This window comes from Streptomyces galbus (assembly GCF_005280195.1).
In the GTDB taxonomy this organism is placed as follows: domain Bacteria; phylum Actinomycetota; class Actinomycetes; order Streptomycetales; family Streptomycetaceae; genus Streptomyces; species Streptomyces galbus.
In genome coordinates this window covers 16,188-35,434 of sequence record NZ_SZPR01000012.1, presented here as the reverse complement: position 1 = coordinate 35,434, position 19,247 = coordinate 16,188, and the positions used below count along the sequence as shown (strand labels likewise).

Here is a 19,247-nt window from a genome sequence, read left to right as displayed (position 1 = left end):
CAGGGGGAAGCACCGCCCGGGGGGGGTACGGGGGAAACGGGGGGCCGGGTCGGTCGGTCGCTGTCACGGGGAGCGACCGGCCGACCCGGTGGTGCGTCCGCCTCCGGGCCGGTGCCGCACGCCCCGTCCGGTCAGCCCTCCTCGGCGCGGCGCAGGCGCAGCGTGAGGATCTGGAAGGGGCGCAGAGCGATCCCGACCTCGCCGTCGTCGCCGGCGACGACGTCCGCGCCGGCCTCGGGCAGCGGTCGCTCCAGCAGGTCGGTGACCTGGGCGCCCGCGAGCGGGAACCCGGTGCGCAGGACACCCCGGGCGCGGCCGCCGCGTGACTCGTAGAGCCGGACGACGACGTCTCCGGAGCGGTCGTCGGCGAGCTTGACCGCCTCGACGGTCACCCCGTCGCCCTCCACCGAGACCACCGGTGCGGGGGCACCGGCCGCCTCGGCCACCCGCAGCGGCAGGTTGAGCGCGTAGCCCTCGGCGACGGCCTCCGCGATGCTCGCGCCGGGCAGCAGTGCGTAGGTGAAGCGGTGGCGCCCCTGGTCGGCGCCGGGGTCCGGGATGCGCGGCGCGCGCACCAGGCTGAGCCGGACGGTGGTGGTCGTGCCGCCGTCCTCGCGGACCGTGCGGGAGACGTCGTGGCCGTAGGTGGAGTCGTTCAGGACGGCGACGCCGTAGCCGGGTTCGCCGACGTGCACCCAGCGGTGCCCGGAGACCTCGAAACGGGCCGCCTCCCAGCTCGTGTTGGTGTGGGTGGGGCGCAGGACGTGGCCGAACTGGATCTCCGCGGAGGAGTGCGCGGCGCGCACGTCCACCGGGAAGGCCGCCTTGAGGATCTTCTCGGCCTCGTGCCAGTCGAGGTCGGTCCCGACGTCGACGCGGGGGCTGCCCGCGCGGACGGTGACCGTCTGGGTGATCCGGGAGCCCTTGCCGAAGGCGCGCTCCACACGGACGGCGCCGACCAGCGGGTCCTGTTCGACGACGGTGACCGACTCGGCGTCCAGCAGGTCGGTGGAGCGGTTGCGGTAGTGCTTGTCGATGTCCCAGGCGTCCCAGTGGTTGGGCAGGTCGGTGTGCAGGCGCAGCAGGTTGCCCGCCTCGGCGAGGACCTCGCGGCCGGCCCGCAGGTCGTACACGGACGCCAGGGTGCCGTCGTCGGCCACCCTTACGCGGACGAAGCCGTTGTCGAGCACCGGCCCGCCGTCCGTGACCGTGACGGTCACCGGCCGCGGCGGTGCGGCGTCGGTCAGCGGCGCGCTGCCGCCCGCGGGCACCGCGACGTACGCGGGTGCGCCGTCCGGGGTCCGGATCACCTCGGTACGGTCGTAGGGGCTCGTGTTGAACACCCGGGGGCCGCCCGCCCCGAGCGCCGCGACCGCCTCGGCCGTCAGCGCCTCCAGCTCCCCCGCGACGCGCGCGTACTCGGCCTCGGCCTCACGGTGCACCCAGGCGATCGAGGAGCCGGGCAGGATGTCGTGGAACTGGTGCAGCAGCACCGTCTTCCACAGCCGGTCCAGCCTGTCGTACGGGTAGGTGTAGCCGCCCGGCGCGTGCAGTGCGGCCGTCGTCGCCCACAACTCGGCCTCGCGCAGCAGGTGTTCGCTGCGGCGGTTGCCCTGCTTGGTGCGGGCCTGGGAGGTGTAGGTGCCGCGGTGCAGCTCCAGGTACAGCTCGCCGACCCACACGGGGGCGTCGGGGTACTCGGCGCGGGCCTTGGCGAAGAACGCGTCCGGGTGCTCGATCTCGACCCTGGCCGAGCCCTCCAGGTCCCTCAGGCGCCGGGCCCGCTCCATGATCTCGCGGGTGGGGCCGCCACCGCCGTCGCCCCAGCCGAAGGGGGCCAGTGAGCGGTGGGCGCCGCCCTTCTCGGCGTAGTTGCGCACCGCGCGGGCCATCTCCTCGCCGCTGAAGCGGGCGTTGTAGGTGTCGACCGGCGGGAAGTGGGTGAAGATGCGGGTGCCGTCGATGCCCTCCCACCAGAAGGTGTGGTGGGGGAACGTGTTGGTCTGGTTCCAGGAGATCTTCTGGGTGAGGAACCACTCGTTGCCGGCGAGCCTGGCGAGCTGCGGGTAGGCGGCGGTGTAGCCGAAGGAGTCCGGCAGCCACACGCCCTTGGTCTCGATGCCGAAGTGCTCGAGGAAGAAGCGCTTGCCGTGGACGAGTTGGCGGGCGATGGCCTCACCGCCGGGCAGGTTGCCGTCGGCCTCCACCCACATGCCGCCGACCGGCGCCCACTGGCCCTTCTCGACCGACTCCTGGATGCGGGCCCACACCTGGGGGTGGTGGTCGCGCACCCACGCGTACTGCTGGGCCTGGGAGCAGGCGAAGACGAGTTCCGGGTACTCCTCGGCGAGCGAGGTGACGTTGGAGAAGGTGCGGGCGATCTTGCGCCGGGTCTCGCGGATCGGCCACAGCCACGCCGAGTCGATGTGCGCGTGGCCGACGCCGGACACGATGTGTGCGCTGGCGTGGGCGGGCCTGGCCAGCACCGGTTGCAGGGACTCCCGTACGGCGGCCGCGGAGCCGGCCACGTCGTCCAGGTCGAGCAGGTCCATCGCGCGGTCCAGGGCGTGCAGGATCTCGTGCCGGCGCGGGTCGTGGTCGTCCAGCTCCCCCATGAGTTCGCGCAGCACCTGCACGTCGAGGTCGAGGTGCCAGACGTCCTCGTCGAGGATCGCGAGGTCGGCCCGCCGGAAGGTGTACAGCGGACGGTCGCCGGCCGTCAGCACGTCGCCGAGCGGGGTCGGCGCGGCGAAGCCGTCCGCCAGGATGTCCGGGTTGGAGGCCGCCTCCACCAGGTAGTCGACGCTCTCGCCGCCGGCGGCCGGGTGGGCGACCGGGACGTACCGGTTGAGCGGGTTGACCGCCTTCAGCGGGGTCCCGTCGGTGAGGTGGACCAGGGCCTCGGCCTGGTTGCCGGGCCAGCCGCCCACGAAGCCGAGGTCGATGACCGACTCCACGCGCCGGCCGGCCCACTCGGCGGAGACCGTGCCGCGCATCCGGAACCAGGTGGTGCCCCACGGCGGTCCCCAGGGGGTGTCCATGGCGAACGGCTCGTAGGACGCGGCCGCGGCCTGCTCGAACGGCACCGGCTCGCCCGGCGCCTGCCAGGCCCGCACCTCCAGGGGGACGCGGGCGGCGTGGACCGCGGGCCTGATGCGCTGCTGGTGGAGGCGCTCCACGCGCCCCTCGATCCGGCGGCGTTCGTCGTGCATGAGAGGTCTCCTCGGAGGACGACGGGAGCACCCACGGGGGAAGCGCCGTCCGCGGGGCGTTACTTCAGATAGTCCAGCCCGGGGTGGACGGCGCGGTAGCCCTCGACCAGGCGACGGGCGACGTTCACCGAGTCGACCAGCGGGTGCAGCGCGAACGCCTTGACCGCGGTGGCGCGGGAGCCGGACTCGGCGGCGGCGAGCACCTCGCGCTCGACGGCCTTGACGGAGCAGACCAGCCCGGTGGCGTGGCCGGGCAGCGGGTCGACGGAGACCGAGTGGGCGCCGCTCGCGTCGACCAGGCAGGGCACCTCGATCACGGCGTCCGTGTCCAGGGCCGCGAGGGTGTGCCGGTTGCGCACGTTGAGGATCAGCGTGGTGCGCTCGTCGCGGGCGATGGCCCGCATCAGGGCGAGCGCGACCTTCTCGTAGCCGCCGGAGAGGTCGTCGGCGTCGCGCTCGCCCGCGCCGGCGGTCTCGCGGTTCTCGGCCATGTAGGTGGCCTCGCGCTCGGCGCGGGTGCGGTCCCACAGCTCCAGGGCGCTGGTGCCGGGCGTCCCGACCCGCGCGTAGAAGCGGGCCTGCTGGTCCCGCAGGAAGGCACCGCGGGTGCGCTCGGCCTGCTGGTAGGCGTGCACCGCCTCGCGGTTGAAGTAGTAGTAGTGCAGGTACTCGTTGGGGATCGCGCCGAGCGAGCGGAGCCAGTCGGCGCCGAAGAGCTTGCCCTCCTCGAAGGAGCCGAGCAGGTGGGGGTCGGCGAGCAGCCGCGGCAGTTCGTCCCGGCCGGCCACGCGCAGGCCGCGCACCCAGCCGAGGTGGTTGAGGCCGACGTAGTCGATCCACGCCTGCTGCGGGTCGGCGCCGAGCACCCGGGCGATGCGGCGGCCGAGGCCGACCGGGGAGTCGCAGATGCCGATGACGCGGTCGCCGAGGTGGCGGGACATGGCCTCGGTGACGAGGCCGGCGGGGTTGGTGAAGTTGATGACCCAGGCGTCGGGGGCGAGGCGGGCGACCCGCCGGGCGATGTCCACGGCGACGGGCACGGTCCGCAGGCCGTAGGCGATGCCGCCCGCGCCGACCGTCTCCTGGCCGAGCACGCCTTCGGCGAGGGCCACCCGCTCGTCGTCGGCACGTCCCTCCAGGCCGCCGACACGGATGGCGGAAAAGACGAAGTCGGCGCCGCGCAGGGCCTCGTCGAGGTCGGTGGTCGCCGTGACCCGGGGGGCGTCGCCGACGGCCGACGCCTGTTCGTCCAGGACACGGGCGACCGCACGCAGTCGGCTGTCGTCGAGGTCGTGCAGCACGACCTCCGTCACCCGGCCCGGGCCGCGGTCGGTCAGCAGCGCCCCGTACACGAGCGGCACCCGGAACCCGCCGCCGCCCAGAATCGTCAGTTTCACGCCTGCGCCTCTCCTGCCACGGCCACCTCGACGCCCGCCTCCTTTGGGGAGGGCCGGGTCGCCGCGTGCACCGGGGCGTTCTCTTCCCTCGTGGACCACCTGTTCGACTATGGACCAAGGTCGCCGGGCGCCGCGTGATTCCCGTGACGCATGCCTCGGGCCGTCAGGAAGCCGCCCGTCCGTCGTCGTCGCTCAGGACGGGGGCGCTGCGGATCAGGCGCAGCGCCGTGGTGAGCAGGAGGCCGCCGACGATGTTGCCGAGCACCGCCCAGGCCAGCCACGTCAGCCAGTCGGGGTAGCCGTAGGGCGCGTTGCCGGTGTGCAGGCCGGCGAACGCGATGAGGGAGTCCAGCACCGAGTGCCACAGTCCGAGTCCGGCCAGCGTGAACGCGGTGACGACCGACGCGGTGATCTTCCCGGTCATGGACTCGCTGCCGTGGTGCATCCGGGTCATGAGGGTGATGACGCCGCCGCCCAGCACCGCGAGGCAGAAGGTGCCCAGGGTGTAGCCCCCGTCGACGTACGTGGCCCCCGAGGCGGCCGCGGTGCCGTGCAGCTCCGGGAAGGCCCGCATCACCAGCCACATGAACACCCATCCGCCGAGCAGGTTCATCACCAGGACCGTTCCCCACATCCGCAGCAGGTCCAGCCAGGTGGCCGCGCCCGCGACGACGGTGGCGACGGGCACCAGGAACCCCTCCGTGAAGAGTTCGCTGTGCCCGAGCAGCAGGGCGATCAGGCCCATGGAGAAGGCCAGTCCGGCCAGGAGCTCGCTGCCGGTCTCGTGCCGCACGAACAGCAGCACCATGACGCCGATCCCGACGTCGATCCCGCCCAGCAGGGAGGTGGCCACCAGCGACGTCCAGGTGCGGTGCAGCCGTGGCCGGCCCTCGGCCACGATCCGCTCCGCCGCCTCGGCGACCCTGCGCTCACCGGGTCCCTGCATGATCGGGTCTTCCGGGTCCATGGGGCTCCTCCGGTCCTGGGCGTCACCGCGGGAAACGTGCCCTTCGATTCTCGGTGGCGAAGGGCACGCCCGCCGCTCGGCCGCACAGGGTGCCCGGGGGCCGGGGACCCGGGAGAGCCGTTACGGGGTGAAGACCTCGTCGAGGCGGTCGATGGCGCCGTCGGCACCCAGGTGGTAGGTGAAGACGAGCCCGGAGTCGGGGTTCGCCTCCAGCCAGTCGAGGAACTCCTGCACGCCGATGTGCTGGTTCTCGGTGCTCTCCACGATGGGGTTGGTCACGGTGACGTACGCGGCCTGGTCCATCGGGATGAACGTCTCCTTGCCGACCGTCTCGAACGGCGGGCCGTCGGAGTCGGGCGATCCGCAGCCCCAGTTGCCGTGCTTGACGATGAGGCTGAGGGATCCCCCTTCCGGGGTGTAGCGGTAGACCGCGACCTCGTCGGGCGAGATGGGCATCTTGTGGTCGCAGCCGTCGTCGTCCGCGCCGGCCGCGCCCGGCCCCTCGGGAGCGGACGACGCGGACGCGGCCGGGGCTGATCCCGGGGACTTGGCGGCGCCGCCCGAGCCCGAGGTCGCCCCGGTGGCCGGCTTCTTGCTCGCCGCGGCGGTGGTCGGCGCCTTGCCGCCGGTGCCCGCCGGGCTCGGGACGGCGGTCCCCGCCGTCGTCGGGCCGGTGCCGGTGTCCGCACCTGCCACGTCGTCGCCGTTGCAGCCGGTGAGGACCAGCGTCCCCACCGCGCAGGCGGCCAGTACGGCCGCCCGGACGGCTCCCGGTCTGCGCCCGCTCTTGCTCGACGTCACGCTCATGATGTGTCCCCCCTGGTGTCCCAGTACTGGTGTGCCTCGACGGCGTGCTGGTGTGCCTTGCCTCGACGGCTCGCCGCAAAGGACGACTTCCAGCCGTCGTCAGTTGCACGTCCGCCCGAGGAGTTCACGCCTGCGTGGCCTGATTTCGCCCGCTGACCCTAGCGTGGCGGCGGGGGCGTGGGGAGCCGGGGAGCGGTCTTCCTCCGCGCCGACGCCGCCCGGGGCACCGCGGGTGACGCGTGCGGGCGGGGCGCGGGAGAGTGTCAGGTCCATCATGCCTGCTGGGAGGCGGGTTCCGGTAGGACGAAGGGCACGCCCCCACGGCCTTGTTGCGGGTGGTGCCGTGACCGCAGACTCGTCGTCATCCTCCCTCCGGCCCAGGTGCCGGCATCCGTCACCGGCTGCCGGCGCGTTCGTCGTGCCTCCCGCCGTGGGACAGGCGCCGGCCGCGGGGAGCGGGGACGAAGGGGATCGATGGATCAGGACATGGTGATGCTGGCGAAGGTCAGGCTGCTCGGTGCCAACCGGCGGGTGGTGCGGGGCACCGAGGGGCTGTGGATCTACCGCCTGCTGGCGCGCGTCGAGCCCGAGGTGTACGGGTCGAAACTGGCGTACGTCCTGGTGGAGGAGAGCGGTTCACCCCGGGTGCGGGAGGTCCCCGGACGGCGGCTGGCCCTGCTCGACGAGGCGGTGGCGGTGGCGACGGCCCTCGACCGCGCGAACCCCTTCCGGGCGAAGGTCCTGGAGAGGGCGCTGGCCGCGAGGGCCCGCATCGCGCCGTAGCGCCAGGGGGCCGGCCGGGACCGGCACCTCGCACCGGAGCACCGGCCCCGCGGACAGGAGGTGCAGGGTTCCCCTGCTGGGTCCGCGGGGCCGGTGCATGACTCACGTACCCCGCGGTGCGTCCGATACGCCCGTTCCCTCCCAACCGGTGTGCCAGAAGGGCTCCTTACGCGAGTGGGGCCCGGCCGCACCCCGGCCGGGCCCCACCACCGCTCGCGCGCGGCGCGCTTCTACCAGCGGTACCAACGGCCCCTGCGGCCCGCACCGTCCGCGGAACGGACGACGAAGCCGAGCAGCCACACGACCAGCACGAAGATCGCGATCCACCACAGGGCCTTCAGCGCGAAACCCGCACCGAAGAGGATCAGAGCCAGCAGCAGAACCAGAAGCAGGGGAACCATAGTCATCAACCTCCTGGCCAACCAATGCCCCGACTTCCGTCGCGCACGCCCACGGAACGTGAGGTCGTTCTCCGGCCGTCGCCGGCCTACTTGCCGCCGTCCTCGGCCGGCTGGAAGGTGACGTCGACCCAGTCGTTGTCGGTCAGGCCGAGGCCGTCCCAGAAGGTGCCGTCGGCCAGGTCGATGCCGGCGGGGTTGGCGACCCGGCGGCCGAACTCGTCGAGGCCGTCGTTGTAGCCGGACTGGTAGGCCGCCTGCGACTCGGGGGTGCCCTGGGGCAGGTCGTACCACATCTGCCGTTGCGTGGGCGGGTTCCAGTAGTCGTCCCGGGTGTTCCAGGGGCCCACGTCCCACACGGGGGCCGTCTCGCAGCGGCCGGTGCGCGCGTAGCACAGCCTGACCCGGTACTCGGTGCCGCCCTTGGAGGCCAGCATCCGCCTCGACGGCAGGGCCACGAAGTGGTCGCGGGACCGGATGACATGGCCGTTGGCCGTGGTCTGCCCGGTCAGGCCCTCGCGGGTGGCGAAGAGCCGGTAGGTCGGCGACGCCGTGCCGGTCGTGTCCTCGTTCGGCCGTGTGTCGGACCGCTCCGGTTCGGCGTGCACGCCGACGTCGGAGACGACCGGGGCGGCGGTGCCGCTGCCGAGCAGGGTCACCCGCACCTGGAGGACGGAGACGGTCTCCGGCAGCCGCAGCCGGCCGTCGGCGTCGGGGGTGCTCCACTGCGTCCACCGGCCCGGGTGGGCGCTGCCGCGCACCTCGGTCACCACCTGGGTGCCCGCGGGCACCTGGGCCTGCCGGGTGACGGTGAAGACGTTCGCCTGCCGGCCGAGGCTCTGGGCCGGCGCGGTGTACACGGCGTACGCCTTGCCGGGGGCGGACCGGGTGCGCGCCCTGCGGTCGTCGATGGTGAGACCGTCCGGGCGGTGGCCGATGTTGTGCTGGTCGGCCGCGACGGCGTCGAGGTCCACGCGCCAGTCGTCCGCCGGCTGCGTGGCGGCGGGTGGTTCGGCGGGGCCGTCGGTGGCGGCGGCGGTGGCGGGCGGCAGGCCGCCGGCGACGAGCAGGGCGCACAGACCGCGTATGAGTCGGCGGGTGGTGGAGGGCACCAGGGATCTCCCCAATCGGGCTTCGCGGAAACGGATGGCTCTGACCGAAGCCCTACCGGCCGGTGCCGCGGGCTGCCATCCCGGAACGTTCCGGATGCCGCCGTCCGGGTCATCGCGGCCGCCCCTTGGGCCGTCCGCGCCACGGCCCCGGAGAGGAAGTGCCGGGCGTCTGCTAGGAGGCGTCCGGAAAGGCAGCCGGCCGATGTGCACGGAAGGAGGAATACCCCTGCCGTCTCGGGGCACCAGCACACCGACAGCAGCTCGGCTCCCCCTCCGAGCGCTCCGGCCCCGCCACCTCCCCCCGTGGCGGGGCCGCCCCTTTTCCACGCTTCCCCCCAGCACATGCGGACGGTCCCCGCCTCTTCACGAGTGCGGGGACCGTCTGTACGAGGCGCAACGGCCTCAGTTGTCGACCGGGTTGTCGACCGGGTTGCCGGCCGGGCACGGGGCGGGACCGGCGGAGCGTCGTCAGCGGGACTCGTCGTAGGGGTCGCGGCTGCCGGACTTGGCCAGACCCCGGCTGATCATGTAGCCGACGGTGAGGACCACGATGTACAGCCACGCCCTGTCGGCGCGGAAGTAGTCGGCGTGGCCGTCGTCGTCCCCGACGACCATGGAGGCGATCAGCACCGCGACGACCGCGGCGACGTAGGCGAAGAACTCGGTGGTCTTGAAGGCGGCCTTGGTCTCGGTCGTCAGCCTGCGCGGCCGGTGGAGAGCGGCGTCGGTGCCCGTGTGGTGGCCTGCGTTGCCGACCGGATTCACAGCGCTCATGAAGAAGGCACCTTTCAGGTGGTGCGGAGCGCCCGAGGTGCTCCGCGGTGGGGACAGTGTCAAGATCAGCGTTGCCTCCCCCGAGTGGCCCGAACCGGCCGCGCTAAACACTCCGTCAACTCGTGACCATGACAATTTTTTCGGGTCACCCCGTGACGGGGACGCACTCGGTGAGCAGGTCGACGACGTCGCGCCAGGCCCGCTGCGCGTGGCGCGGGTGGTGGCCGACGCCGGGCAGCGGGCTCCGGTCGGCCAGCGGGTGGTGGAAGGCGTGCAGGGCGCCGCCGTAGACCACGAGGCGCCAGTCGACGCCCGCGGCCTGCATCTCGGCGGTGAACGCCTCCCGTTGGGCGGGCGGCATGATCGGGTCCTCCGACCCGACCCCGGCCCACACCGGGCAGCGGATGCGGGCCGACTCGCCCGGCCGGCCCGTCGTCAGCGCGTTGACCGTCGCGATGGCCCGCAGGTCCACGCCGTCGCGTCCGAGTTCCAGGCCGACCGCGCCGCCGGTGCCATAGCCGACGGCAGCGATCCGGTCGGGGTCGGTGCGCGGTTCGGCCCGCAGCACGGCGAGCGCCGCGTGGCCGATGTCCCGCAGCCGCTCGGGATCGGCGAGCAGCGGCATGCACCGCGCGAGCATCTCGTCGGGGTCGGCGAACCAGCGCCCGCCGTGCAGGTCGAAGGCGAGCGCCACGTACCCCGCCCCGGCCAGCGCGTCGGCCCGGCGGCGGTCGACGTCGCTGAGTCCGGGGCCCTCGGGTCCGACGAGGACCGCGGGCGCGCGGCCGGCCCCGGCCGGGACCGCGAGGTGGCCGATCATGGTCAGCCCGTCGGCCGGGTACTCCACCGTGCGCGTCGTCACCGCCGTAGCCGTCGTCGCCGTCGTCGCCGTCGTCGCTGTCGTCATGAGGGGACCGTAGCGAGCGTCGGGGTCCGGCGGGCCGGTGTTCTGCCAGCGGCAGAGCGGCGGTGTGGCGGAGACCGGTGTCGGGAACTCCCGTGACAACCGGGGCCGTCAGGGTGCGCAGCAACTCTCGCTGCGGAGGAGCCGGCCGACCTCCCGCCAGTGCTCGGTGTCGCCGCCCGCCCGCCCGGCGGTGAGCCGGTGGGGGCCGATCACGTCCTCCCGGCGGTGCACGATGCCGTCGCGCATCACCCAGGACACGCGTGTCAGGTCGGTGAAGTCCCGGAAGGGATCGCCGTCGACCACCGTGAGGTCGGCCAGCTTGCCGGGTTCCGCGGTGCCCAGGTCGTCCTCGGCGCCGAACATCCGGGCGGGTACGACGGTGGCGGTGCGCAGGGCCTGCGCGGGGGACAGACCGCCGTACCGGTGGAGGGCGCGCAGGCCGAGGTGGAGCTGGAGGCCGACGGGGGTCAGCGGGGAGTCGGTGCCCAGGGCGAGCGTGCCGCCCTCGGTGACGATCCGGCGGTAGGTGGCCATCTCCCCGCCCAGGTCGCGCAGTTGGTCCTCGGTGGGCCGGGACCGGGCCAGGGCCTGGACGGTGACCGTGTCCCACGGGGGCATGAGGACGGTCACCCGGGGGTCGTCGGCCAGGGCCGGGTCGTCGCCGAGCAGGTAGAGGGCGTTGAAGGGCGTGACGATGATCTCGAAGCGGCCGCCGCGGTAGACGGCGTGGACGTCCTCGTAGGAGTGCCCGGTGGCGGACGCCGAGCGGCCGTACTCCTGGCGCTGGGTCGCCGTCAGGTGCGTCGTCAGGTCCTGGCCGACCTGGACGCCGGGCGTCAGCAGGTGGCTCCCGGCCGGGACGCCCAGCTCCTCGTGGGCGGTGCGGGCCGCCTCCGCCATGGTCCGTGCGGGGGCCCGGACGTAGGTCTTGACGAAGTCGTAGTCGAGCGCGACGGCACGGCGCAGCGTGCGCCGCAGTCCGTCGGCGGTGTGGTGCGCGCGGCCCATGCTGTACGCGACCCGGCTGCCGTCGATGAGTTCGCCGGTGGTGAGCAGCCGCGGTCCGGCGACGGCGCCGCTGTCGGACGCCTCGCGCAGGCGGGCCCCTTCGTGGGCGAAGCCGCCCAGGGAGACGGTGGTGGTGACGCCGTAGGCGAGCATGAGGCTGTTCTGACGGCCGCCGTAGATATTCTGGTACGGGTGGGTGTGGGAGTCCCACAGGCCCGGGACGACGGTGCTCGCCGAGGCGTCGATCCGCCGCTCCCCCGCTCGCCCCGCGCCGGTGCGGTGGCGTTCGACGGCGGTGATGCGGTTGCCGGTGATGACGATGTCGACGTCCTCGTGGACGGTCTCCCCCGTGCCGTCCCACAGCCGTCCGGCGTGCACCCGGGTCACGTCGGTGCGGGGCGGCAGGCGGCGGGCGGCCGCCAGGGGGACGGGGAGGGTACGGCGCCCGGTGCCGTCGCGGGCGACCAGCCGCAGCCGTCCGCCGCAGAGGTAGAGCAGGCGGCGGGAGTCGCCGGACCAGGACGGGTGGTCGGCCGGTTCGTCGGTGATGCGCCGCGGCCGGCCGGCGGGCGTGCCGTCCGTGCCGACGGGCAGCACCCACAGCGCGGACTCCACGACCAGCGCCATCGCGGTTCCGTCGGGCGACCACACCGGTCCGCTGTCGCAGCGGTCGGACACCGAGGTGTGGGGCAACGGCAGGAAGGCGGTGGCGGAGCCGTCCCGGGTGTCGATCACACGGATCACGTTGTAGCCCTCACGGAACCGCTGGTTCAGCCGGTTGCGGTCGCACAGCGCGAGGTAGCGGCCGTCCGGGGACCAACTGGGGCGACCGGGCAGGCCGTTGCCGCCGAGGGGTGCGGCGAGCCGGGTTTCGGTGCCGGAGGCGAGGTCGACGACGAGGAGGTTCCCGGTGGTGTCCTGGCAGGCGAGCCGGTCGCCGTCCGGGGAGAGGGCGGGGTTGAGACGGCCCCCGGTGGCGAGCACGGTGTCCTCGCCGGTGTCGGGGCGCAGCCGGTGGACGGCGGCCAGACCGTCTCCGCCGGCGTCCCCGTCGTACGCGTAGACGATGCTCCTGCCGTCCCTGGACCAGGAGGGCATTCGCACGTACCGGGAGGGAGCCGCCTGGAACAGCTTGCGGGGCCGCGTGCCGAGGGGCATCAGCCACAGGGCGTTCAGGGCGGCGAAGACGACGGATGCGCCGTCGGGGGAGAGCGCCGGGAGGTGGATGCCGCGCACCGCCTTGCGCGCGGTGGAGTCGAAGTCACGTGTCTTGCGGCGGTACTCGGGCCGGGGGACGTCGAGCGAGGCGGTGAACGGCACGTCCCGGGCCGGTTGCAGCGCGGGGTCCAGGGCCTTGAGCCGGCCGTCGGCGAAGTAGAGCAGGCCGCCGTCCGGCGTCCAGTAGGGCGGGAGCGGCGAGACGTCCTCGGTGCCCGAGACGGTCCGGCCGTCCACGACCAGGCTCGACGTCGCGGCGGCGGCCCGGGTTCCGCCGGCGGTCCACACGTGGGCCACGCGGCCGTCCCGGGAGACGGCGGGGCACATCAGCGCGCCGGTGCCGACGGTGCGGACCGTGGTGACCTCGCCGCCCCCGGCCGGTACGGAGGCGAGGGTGCGGGCCCCGGCGGCGTCCGCGCGGACGAAGAGGACGCGGTCGCCGTCCGGGTGCCAGGCGGGGTCGTAGTCCTCGACGTCGGGCCGGCTGGTCAGGCGGGTCAGCTCGCCGCCCGCCACGTCCACGGTCCAGATGTCGTACGAGCTGCCCCGCACCGGGTCGCCGCCGCGCTCGGAGGCGAAGGCGATCCGGGTGCCGTCCGGCGACCAGGACACGCCCCGGTCGTCCCAGGGGCCGGAGGTGAGCCGGCGCGGGTGGGCGCCGTCCGGGGCCATCGTCCACACGTGGAAGCCGCCGCCGCGGTACGCGCAGAAGGCGATCGCCGAGCCGTCCGGCGACCAGGCGGGCCGGGTCGGCTCCAGGTCGGGGGCGGTCAGCGCGGTCGCCGTGCCCCCGCTCCTGGGCAACGACCAGAGCACACCCTGCACTTCGATGACGAGCCCGGTGCCGTCGGGCGAGACCGTCGCGGAGGCGTTGGTGCCGGTGGTGAACGTCAACGTCCGGGTGTACGGCCCCTTTTCGGCGCCCGCCTCGTCCGGCACGGTGGCCGGTGGCGCGGCCGCCGCGGGGGACGCCGTGGACGGAGCGAGCGCGGCACCCGCACCGCCGAGGGCCGCCGCGCCCAGGAGGGCCCGCCGGGTGACCCCCGCGGACGGCCGCCTCCCCTCCGGCGCGTCGGGGAGGTCGGGGGTGTCGGGTCCGGTCGGGTGAGCGGGTTCGGCGGGGGGTCCGGGCGTCGCTGTGGTCATGGGGTGGGCTCCGGTGGTGGGGGGTGGCTCCGGTGGGGGGTGGCTGCCGTGGCGGGGGGTGGCTCCGGTGGTGGGGGGATCCGGCTGCGGTGATGGCGGGATCCGGCTCCGGTTCATTGCTGCCCGCGCCCGCGGTGGTGGTCCCGCGGGCGCGGAATCCGTCCTCCGGTCAGACTCGGCCCGCCGTCCCCGTGCCTGCCAGTAGGGCGTGCGCCAACGGTGTGACCGAATGCTCCACATGCTTGCCGTCCCGATGGCTCACGATCAGGCCGGCCCCGCGCAGGACGCCGATCTGGTAGCTGGCGGTGGCGAGAGCCAGCCGCAGGGCGTCCGCCACCTCCGTCGTGGTCCGCGCCCGGCGGTTCGCGACGTCGAGGAGGACAGCGGTACGGGTGCGGCCCAGCAGGCGGTCCAGCCTCTCCTCGCCGGTGCGCAGGATCTCGATCTGCTGCTTCACCACGGGATAGACGAGGACCGGATCGAGCCCGGGGTCCGCCAGCGCCGTGGGCCTGCGCCAGCAGAAGTAGGAGGGTACGAGCACCAGGCCCCGGCCCTCCAGGCGCAGTTCCCGGTCGGCGGGATAGTCGACTTCGAGGTAGGGCGGCTTCCACCGGGCGAAGGGGCGCAGCCCGTCCAGCAGGGCCCCGGTACCCCCCTCCAGCAGCGTCCGCGTGCGCAGCGACACGTCGTCGCTGACCGCGGCGCGCACGTGGTCCCAGTAGGGCTCCAGGAGGGTCCGGAAGGAGCGCCGCATGACGTCGGTCAGGGGGCCGAGCGAGAGGCCCGTCGGATCAGTGGTGCCTCTCACCTCGGCGGAGGCGGTCCGGGACCCGACGAGGCGGGCGAGCTCGCCCCTCACCCGCTCGCGCGGCGTCGCCCGCACGGCGTCCAGCGAGGAGTCCAGCCCCTCCCCCGTGACGGGAGGGGTCAGGAAGTCGGGGATGTAGCCGGAGGTCGGGACGTACGCGCTCAGGACGCGCAGCGCGTGGGCGGCCCGGACGTCGCGGGGCAGCCGCTGCCTGACCTCCCTGTGCCAGTGTCCGAACTCCAGGGGGCCTTGACGGGTCTGCCAGCGGCAGGTCGCGCACATCAACTCCCATAACGGGTCGGGCTGCTGGGCGACCCGTACGCCCTGCAGGTCACGCCAGTCGAAATGAATACGGAGCATGGGTCCTCGGTGGGGGGTGACGACCATGGATCACGCTCACCGTAGGGACGGTCGGCAGGTCACGGGCACCAATGCGCGCACGGCGACTCCCCAGTTCGCGCACGGGGGGGGCGGCCGGGCCGTTCGGGAAACGGGCCCGTTCGGGGCTCGGGACCGTCCGGGGTACGGGGCCGTCCGGGGTACGGGGCCGTCCGGGGTACGGGGCCGTACGCGGCTACAGGCCGCGGTGGGCCGCCCACAACGCTCCGGCGCGGTCCGCCGCTTCGGCCACCAGGGCCGCCAGTTCAGGTCGGTCGGGGACCGGGAACGAGACGTAGGCGCCCCGGCCGCCGGCGACCGGCCGGCCGTAGGCCTTCACGGCGAGGTGGCCGTCCGGGAGGAGCCGGACGTTGAGCGTGGTCAGTTGGAACTCCTGGCCGCGTCGCGTGTCGGTCCAGCGGAGCGCCGGCGGGACGGTGACGTTGATCGCCAGAGCACTTACTTCCGGGTCGCTGCTCACGGAGAGATGCTCTCACGCGAGCCCGAGCCCGAGCGGGTCAGGTGACGAGGCCCAGCCGCGGGCCGCCCCGGTCGTGGAGGCGTCTGAAGAAGGCCAGCACGCCCGCGGAGCCGCCGGCCCAGCCGGCACCGGACCGGGCCAGGCCGGTGTCCGGGAACACGGGCCGTGACCAAGTGCCGCCGCTGCGGCTGAGGATGAGCAGGGCCACCGTCTCGGCCGCGTCCCGGAACTCCTCGGACGCGGACGCCTCCGCCACGTCCACCATCAACTCGCCCACTCCGGCCAGTCCGCAGCACTGTGTGACCAGCGGCATCCGCGGGGCCAGTGCGGCGCAGGTGCGCGCGGTGTGCCGGGCGAGGTCGAGGTACCGGGGTTCGTCTAGGCGCCGGGCGGCCCGGACGAGTACGGTCCCGATGCCCGCGAGGCCCCGGCACCACGAGCCGTAACGGCGGGTCGCCCCCGGCCCGGTGGCCGCCGCGACGATGTCCGGCGTGACGGCGGCCAGGCGCGCGGCGGCCTTCTCGGAGCGGCTGATCGCGTCGGGGTCCCCGGTCGCGGCGCCGTATTCGAGCAGGAAGCAGGCGACGCCCGCCTCCCCGTGGGCGAGGCCCTCGCCGAGCGCGGCCCTGCCGGGCGTGTCCGCACCGGTCGCGGACAGCCGGGCGGTGCCCGAGGCCAGCAGCCGGTCGCAGGCGGCGGCGACGGTCAGGTGCCGGTCCGCGGCGTGCCGGTGGCCGGACCGGAGGGCGTGCCGGGCGAGCAGCAGGTGTCCCAGGCCGATCCCGGCGGCGCCCGCGATCAGGTCCGCCTCCGGTGGTCCGCCGTCCGGTGTGCGGCCCGGCAGGTCGGGGTGTGCGGACGCCGTGCCCGCGGCTGCGCGCGTACCCGTGCCCGAGCCCGAGCTCGCGTCCGTGCCTGCATCCGTGCCCGCGCTCGCCGTACCCGTCGTATCCACCTCCGCCTCCGCCTCCGTGAGGAAGAGTTCGACTCCGGTGCGTCCCGTGTAGAAGCCGGGTGGCAGGTTCCTGGACTGCTCGGCCGTCCACCGGGCCAACGCGGTGACGGTCGCGCGCACCTGGGGCCGGTGCGCGTGGTGGAGCAGTTCCAGTCCGAGTCCCGAGCTGCCGCCGTAGACGTCGATCGAGGTGGGGACGTGCAGTCGTGCGGCCCGTTCCGGGTCCACGATCGCCTGCGCCTCGGCGACGCAGAAGGCGGTCGTGTGCGCGATGACCTCCGCCAGCAGGTCGCTGTCGATCCGGGGGCGCGCGGGCCGGCGGGCGGTGGTGACCGTACCGGTGCGCAGGTGGCCGGCGGCGGCGGTGCGCACCGCCGGGTCGAAGTCCAGGAGGCCGGTGATCGAGGACCGGATGCCGCGGTGGGCGTGCCCGGGCAGTGCCGCCGCCAGGCAGGCCAGGGTGCGGTCCCGGTTGACCCGGTGGTCGCCGTCGATGATCACCGGGTCCAGTCCGGTGGCGGCGAAGAACAGCGTCGCGCCGAGGGCGTAGAGGTCGTCGGCGGGGGCGGCCGGGCCGGTGGCGGGCAGGACCGGCTCGCTGTACCCGGGGGTCGCCCCGCCCGGGCCGGTGCCGTCCCACTCGCTGATCCCGAAGTCGATCAGGTGGCAGTGGCCGGGGCTGGGTCCGGGTCCGTCCAGTACGACGTTGTCGGGCTTGAGGTCGCGGACGACCACGTTCCGGTCGTGGATCGCGTCCAGGACGCTCAGGAGCCGGGACGCCAGGAGGGACAGGGAGCGCCCCGGCCGGGGGTCGTCGTCCCGGAAGGGGCCGTTGCGCAGGACCTCCCTGCGCAGGTCCCGGTCGCCGCAACTGGTCATCACCAGGTACTCGTCCGTCTGGTGGGCGAAGTAGTCCAGTGCGCGGGGCACGCCGGTGACGCCGTCGAGCGCGGTGAGGACCGTGCGCTCGTTGCGCAGCCGGTGGCGGGCGTCCGCACCGGATGCGTCCTCGCCCACGAAGGCCCTCGCCTGTTTGACCACCACGGGGCGCCCGTCGGTGCGGTCGAGCGCGCGGTAGACGTTGCCCTGAGGAGCGCGGGTGATGCCGGCCGTGACCGTGTAGCGTCCGCCGCCGAAGCCGGGAGCGGACGGTCCGTCAGCGGGTGCGGCGCCGCCCGCGAAGGGGTCCTCGGCCCAGGGCGGGCACCGGTAGCGGCCGGTGGCCAGACCGTCGAAGAGCCGGCCGTCGGGCCCGGTCATGACGGATTCGAGCCGCCCGCTCCGTCCGGTGCGGTAGTCGCCCGTGAAGGGGCCGTAGCGGTAGTAGACGGGGGCGCGCGGGTCGACCCTGCGGTCGCTGACGATCCGCGGTCCCTGCCGGTCCCGCAGTACTTCGGCGAGGTCACGGGCGACCTCGACCACGGTGCCGGCCAGGGGGTAGACGGTGATGGCCTTGCCGACGGCTCCCGGGCTCACCGTCCCGGAGTTGAGGCGGCGCAGCGTTTCCGGGTCACGGGCGAACTTGGCGTGGCAGACGTGCCGGGACAGCACCGGCAGGACGAGCCGGATCACCGCGTCGAGGTCGCCCGGACGAGCCGAGACGTGCAGTTTCCAGCCGTGTTCCATCGCCGGCATCCGCGGGTCGTTCAGGTACGACCACGTGTCGTCGGACCCACCGCTGCGGCCGGCGAGGGACACGGCCTAGGAGTTCAGATCACAGGCGAAGCGGGTGGTGGCGGTCACCCAGGGGTCGGCGAGACACGCCGTGGGCTCGCGGTCCTCGCGGTCGTCGTCCTCGAACACGATCGCCTCGTCGTCGATCTCCAGCGGACCCTCGTCGCGGAATCGGTCGGTTTCCAGAAGATCCGGCACGGCTACGGGCATGGGGTGCCTCCAAGGTCGGTCGTGCGCTGAGGAGTGGGCAGTGGCCGACGGGGTCGGCGGACCCCTGGCCAAGGACTCGCTGGACCAAGGTAGGGAGGGGGCCGACTCGCTGACAAGGGGTCAGTTGACATTGGTGTCACGTGAATTGGACCTGTCCGAGAACCGCCTGTCGGACGGCGGCGGCCGATGATCGACATGGCAGGTACATGGCGGACGGAGAGGGCGGGGCATAGCATCGCAACGCCCCGGAGGGGCGGTCCACGGTGTCCGGTCCCCCACCGGACGCCCCGTGCCGCTCCTTCGCGTACCCGGCCCCGCCGGGGCCGGACTCCCCCCCCACGGATGAAGGAGCAGCAATGCCCCTCGGCACCTGGCTCACGGCGGGCACCTCCGCCGCAGCGCTCGTCCTCGCCCTGGCCGGTCCCGCGACCGCAGCCACCGCCCCCGCCGGTACGCCGTCCGCCGCGCAGGCGACGGTGACCCTTCGCTACGACGACAGCCGCGCCGCCGGCTGGGAGTCCGCGATCGCGGCCGGAGTCGCCTCCTGGAACGCGAACGTGACCAACGTCCGCCTGGTGGAAGCGGCGCCCGGCGCCGTGGCCGAGATCGTGATCGTCGCCACCACGGGCTGGCCGCAGGCCACGCTCGGCCCCGTCCGTCCGGGCCGCCAGGTCCGCGTCGAACTCGGCAGCCAGGCCGTGGACCAGGGGTACGACAAGACCCGGATCGCCGCGCACGAACTGGGGCACAGCCTCGGCCTGCCGGACACCAAGCCCGGCCCGTGCTCCCAGTTGATGTCGGGCTCGAGCGCCGGTACGGCCTGCACCAACGCCACGCCGAACGCCACCGAACGCTCCCGCGTGCAGGCCGCCTACGCGAGCGCCGTCGCCGCACTCGTGCCCGCCGGCGGACGGACCCTCGTCGACGCACCCTGACCGTAACCGCCACCGGCTACCGGCTACCGGCGACCGGCGACCGGCGACCGGCGACCGGCGACCGGCGACCGGCGACC

Annotated in this window: 15 protein-coding genes; 2 read left to right on the top strand and 13 right to left on the bottom strand. The window is 74.1% G+C overall.

The window, feature by feature from the left end; translation table 11 throughout:
• Positions 1 to 131: 131 nt before the first annotated feature.
• The 4 genes from E4U92_RS13175 to E4U92_RS13160 all read right to left on the bottom strand — a co-directional run bounded on the left by E4U92_RS13175 (position 132) and on the right by E4U92_RS13160 (position 6,383).
• Entirely contained in the window at positions 132 to 3,212 is a 3,081-nt protein-coding gene (locus tag E4U92_RS13175; protein ID WP_137300554.1) for an alpha-mannosidase, read from the bottom strand.
• Positions 3,213 to 3,271: 59 nt separating this feature from the next.
• Positions 3,272 to 4,609 (bottom strand): 6-phospho-beta-glucosidase, encoded by a 1,338-nt coding sequence (locus E4U92_RS13170; RefSeq protein ID WP_137300553.1) that lies wholly within the window; start codon positions 4,607 to 4,609, stop codon positions 3,272 to 3,274.
• A gap of 163 nt (positions 4,610 to 4,772) precedes the next feature.
• Positions 4,773 to 5,576, bottom strand: coding sequence for a formate/nitrite transporter family protein (locus E4U92_RS13165; protein WP_137300552.1), 804 nt, complete (start codon positions 5,574 to 5,576; stop codon positions 4,773 to 4,775).
• Between the two features lie 120 nt (positions 5,577 to 5,696).
• The gene (locus tag E4U92_RS13160; protein WP_137300551.1) at positions 5,697 to 6,383 is read right to left on the bottom strand and encodes a hypothetical protein; all 687 of its coding nucleotides are present in this window, start codon (positions 6,381 to 6,383) and stop codon (positions 5,697 to 5,699) included.
• Between the two features lie 474 nt (positions 6,384 to 6,857).
• Between E4U92_RS13160 and E4U92_RS13155 the strand changes: the two genes are divergently transcribed.
• Entirely contained in the window at positions 6,858 to 7,166 is a 309-nt protein-coding gene (locus tag E4U92_RS13155; protein WP_137300550.1) for a hypothetical protein, read from the top strand.
• Positions 7,167 to 7,396: 230 nt separating this feature from the next.
• Here E4U92_RS13155 and E4U92_RS13150 read toward each other — a convergent pair whose 3' ends face one another.
• The 9 genes from E4U92_RS13150 to E4U92_RS13110 form a co-directional block, all read right to left on the bottom strand.
• Positions 7,397 to 7,567 (bottom strand): hydrophobic protein, encoded by a 171-nt coding sequence (locus E4U92_RS13150; RefSeq protein WP_137300540.1) that lies wholly within the window; start codon positions 7,565 to 7,567, stop codon positions 7,397 to 7,399.
• A gap of 86 nt (positions 7,568 to 7,653) precedes the next feature.
• Positions 7,654 to 8,676 carry an SH3 domain-containing protein gene (locus E4U92_RS13145; protein ID WP_174863840.1) on the bottom strand — a complete coding sequence of 341 codons (1,023 nt, stop codon included), beginning with the start codon at positions 8,674 to 8,676 and terminating at the stop codon, positions 7,654 to 7,656.
• 468 nt (positions 8,677 to 9,144) lie between these two features.
• Positions 9,145 to 9,450 carry a hypothetical protein gene (locus tag E4U92_RS13140; RefSeq protein ID WP_137300549.1) on the bottom strand — a complete coding sequence of 102 codons (306 nt, stop codon included), beginning with the start codon at positions 9,448 to 9,450 and terminating at the stop codon, positions 9,145 to 9,147.
• 145 nt (positions 9,451 to 9,595) lie between these two features.
• Positions 9,596 to 10,357 (bottom strand): dienelactone hydrolase family protein, encoded by a 762-nt coding sequence (locus E4U92_RS13135; protein WP_137300548.1) that lies wholly within the window; start codon positions 10,355 to 10,357, stop codon positions 9,596 to 9,598.
• Positions 10,358 to 10,465: 108 nt separating this feature from the next.
• Positions 10,466 to 13,729, bottom strand: a complete 3,264-nt coding sequence (locus E4U92_RS13130; protein WP_137300547.1) for an amidohydrolase family protein — start codon at positions 13,727 to 13,729, stop codon at positions 10,466 to 10,468.
• A gap of 169 nt (positions 13,730 to 13,898) precedes the next feature.
• Complete coding sequence (locus E4U92_RS13125; RefSeq protein ID WP_229862004.1) at positions 13,899 to 14,897, bottom strand: ArsR/SmtB family transcription factor; 999 nt, start codon at positions 14,895 to 14,897, stop codon at positions 13,899 to 13,901.
• Between the two features lie 214 nt (positions 14,898 to 15,111).
• Entirely contained in the window at positions 15,112 to 15,396 is a 285-nt protein-coding gene (locus E4U92_RS13120) for a hypothetical protein (RefSeq protein WP_137300546.1), read from the bottom strand.
• Between the two features lie 37 nt (positions 15,397 to 15,433).
• Entirely contained in the window at positions 15,434 to 18,049 is a 2,616-nt protein-coding gene (gene lanL, locus E4U92_RS13115; protein ID WP_137300545.1) for a class IV lanthionine synthetase LanL, read from the bottom strand.
• Positions 18,050 to 18,052: 3 nt separating this feature from the next.
• Entirely contained in the window at positions 18,053 to 18,235 is a 183-nt protein-coding gene (locus tag E4U92_RS13110) for an SflA family class IV lanthipeptide (RefSeq protein WP_137300544.1), read from the bottom strand.
• A 356-nt stretch (positions 18,236 to 18,591) separates the two neighbouring features.
• Between E4U92_RS13110 and E4U92_RS13105 the strand changes: the two genes are divergently transcribed.
• On the top strand, positions 18,592 to 19,170 hold the full coding sequence (locus E4U92_RS13105) for a snapalysin family zinc-dependent metalloprotease (protein WP_137300543.1): 579 nt from the start codon (positions 18,592 to 18,594) through the stop codon (positions 19,168 to 19,170).
• Positions 19,171 to 19,247: the final 77 nt, after the last annotated feature.

Coding starts and splice junctions, on each gene's coding strand:
- E4U92_RS13130 (WP_137300547.1), bottom strand. CDS start 13,729: ATGACCACAGCGACGCCCGGACCCCCCGCCGAACCCGCTCACCCGACC.
- E4U92_RS13175 (WP_137300554.1), bottom strand. CDS start 3,212: ATGCACGACGAACGCCGCCGGATCGAGGGGCGCGTGGAGCGCCTCCAC.
- E4U92_RS13125 (WP_229862004.1), bottom strand. CDS start 14,897: ATGCTCCGTATTCATTTCGACTGGCGTGACCTGCAGGGCGTACGGGTC.
- E4U92_RS13165 (WP_137300552.1), bottom strand. CDS start 5,576: ATGGACCCGGAAGACCCGATCATGCAGGGACCCGGTGAGCGCAGGGTC.
- E4U92_RS13140 (WP_137300549.1), bottom strand. CDS start 9,450: ATGAGCGCTGTGAATCCGGTCGGCAACGCAGGCCACCACACGGGCACC.
- E4U92_RS13155 (WP_137300550.1), top strand. CDS start 6,858: ATGGATCAGGACATGGTGATGCTGGCGAAGGTCAGGCTGCTCGGTGCC.
- E4U92_RS13110 (WP_137300544.1), bottom strand. CDS start 18,235: ATGCCCGTAGCCGTGCCGGATCTTCTGGAAACCGACCGATTCCGCGAC.
- E4U92_RS13135 (WP_137300548.1), bottom strand. CDS start 10,357: ATGACGACAGCGACGACGGCGACGACGGCGACGACGGCTACGGCGGTG.
- E4U92_RS13105 (WP_137300543.1), top strand. CDS start 18,592: ATGCCCCTCGGCACCTGGCTCACGGCGGGCACCTCCGCCGCAGCGCTC.
- E4U92_RS13150 (WP_137300540.1), bottom strand. CDS start 7,567: ATGGTTCCCCTGCTTCTGGTTCTGCTGCTGGCTCTGATCCTCTTCGGT.
- E4U92_RS13160 (WP_137300551.1), bottom strand. CDS start 6,383: ATGAGCGTGACGTCGAGCAAGAGCGGGCGCAGACCGGGAGCCGTCCGG.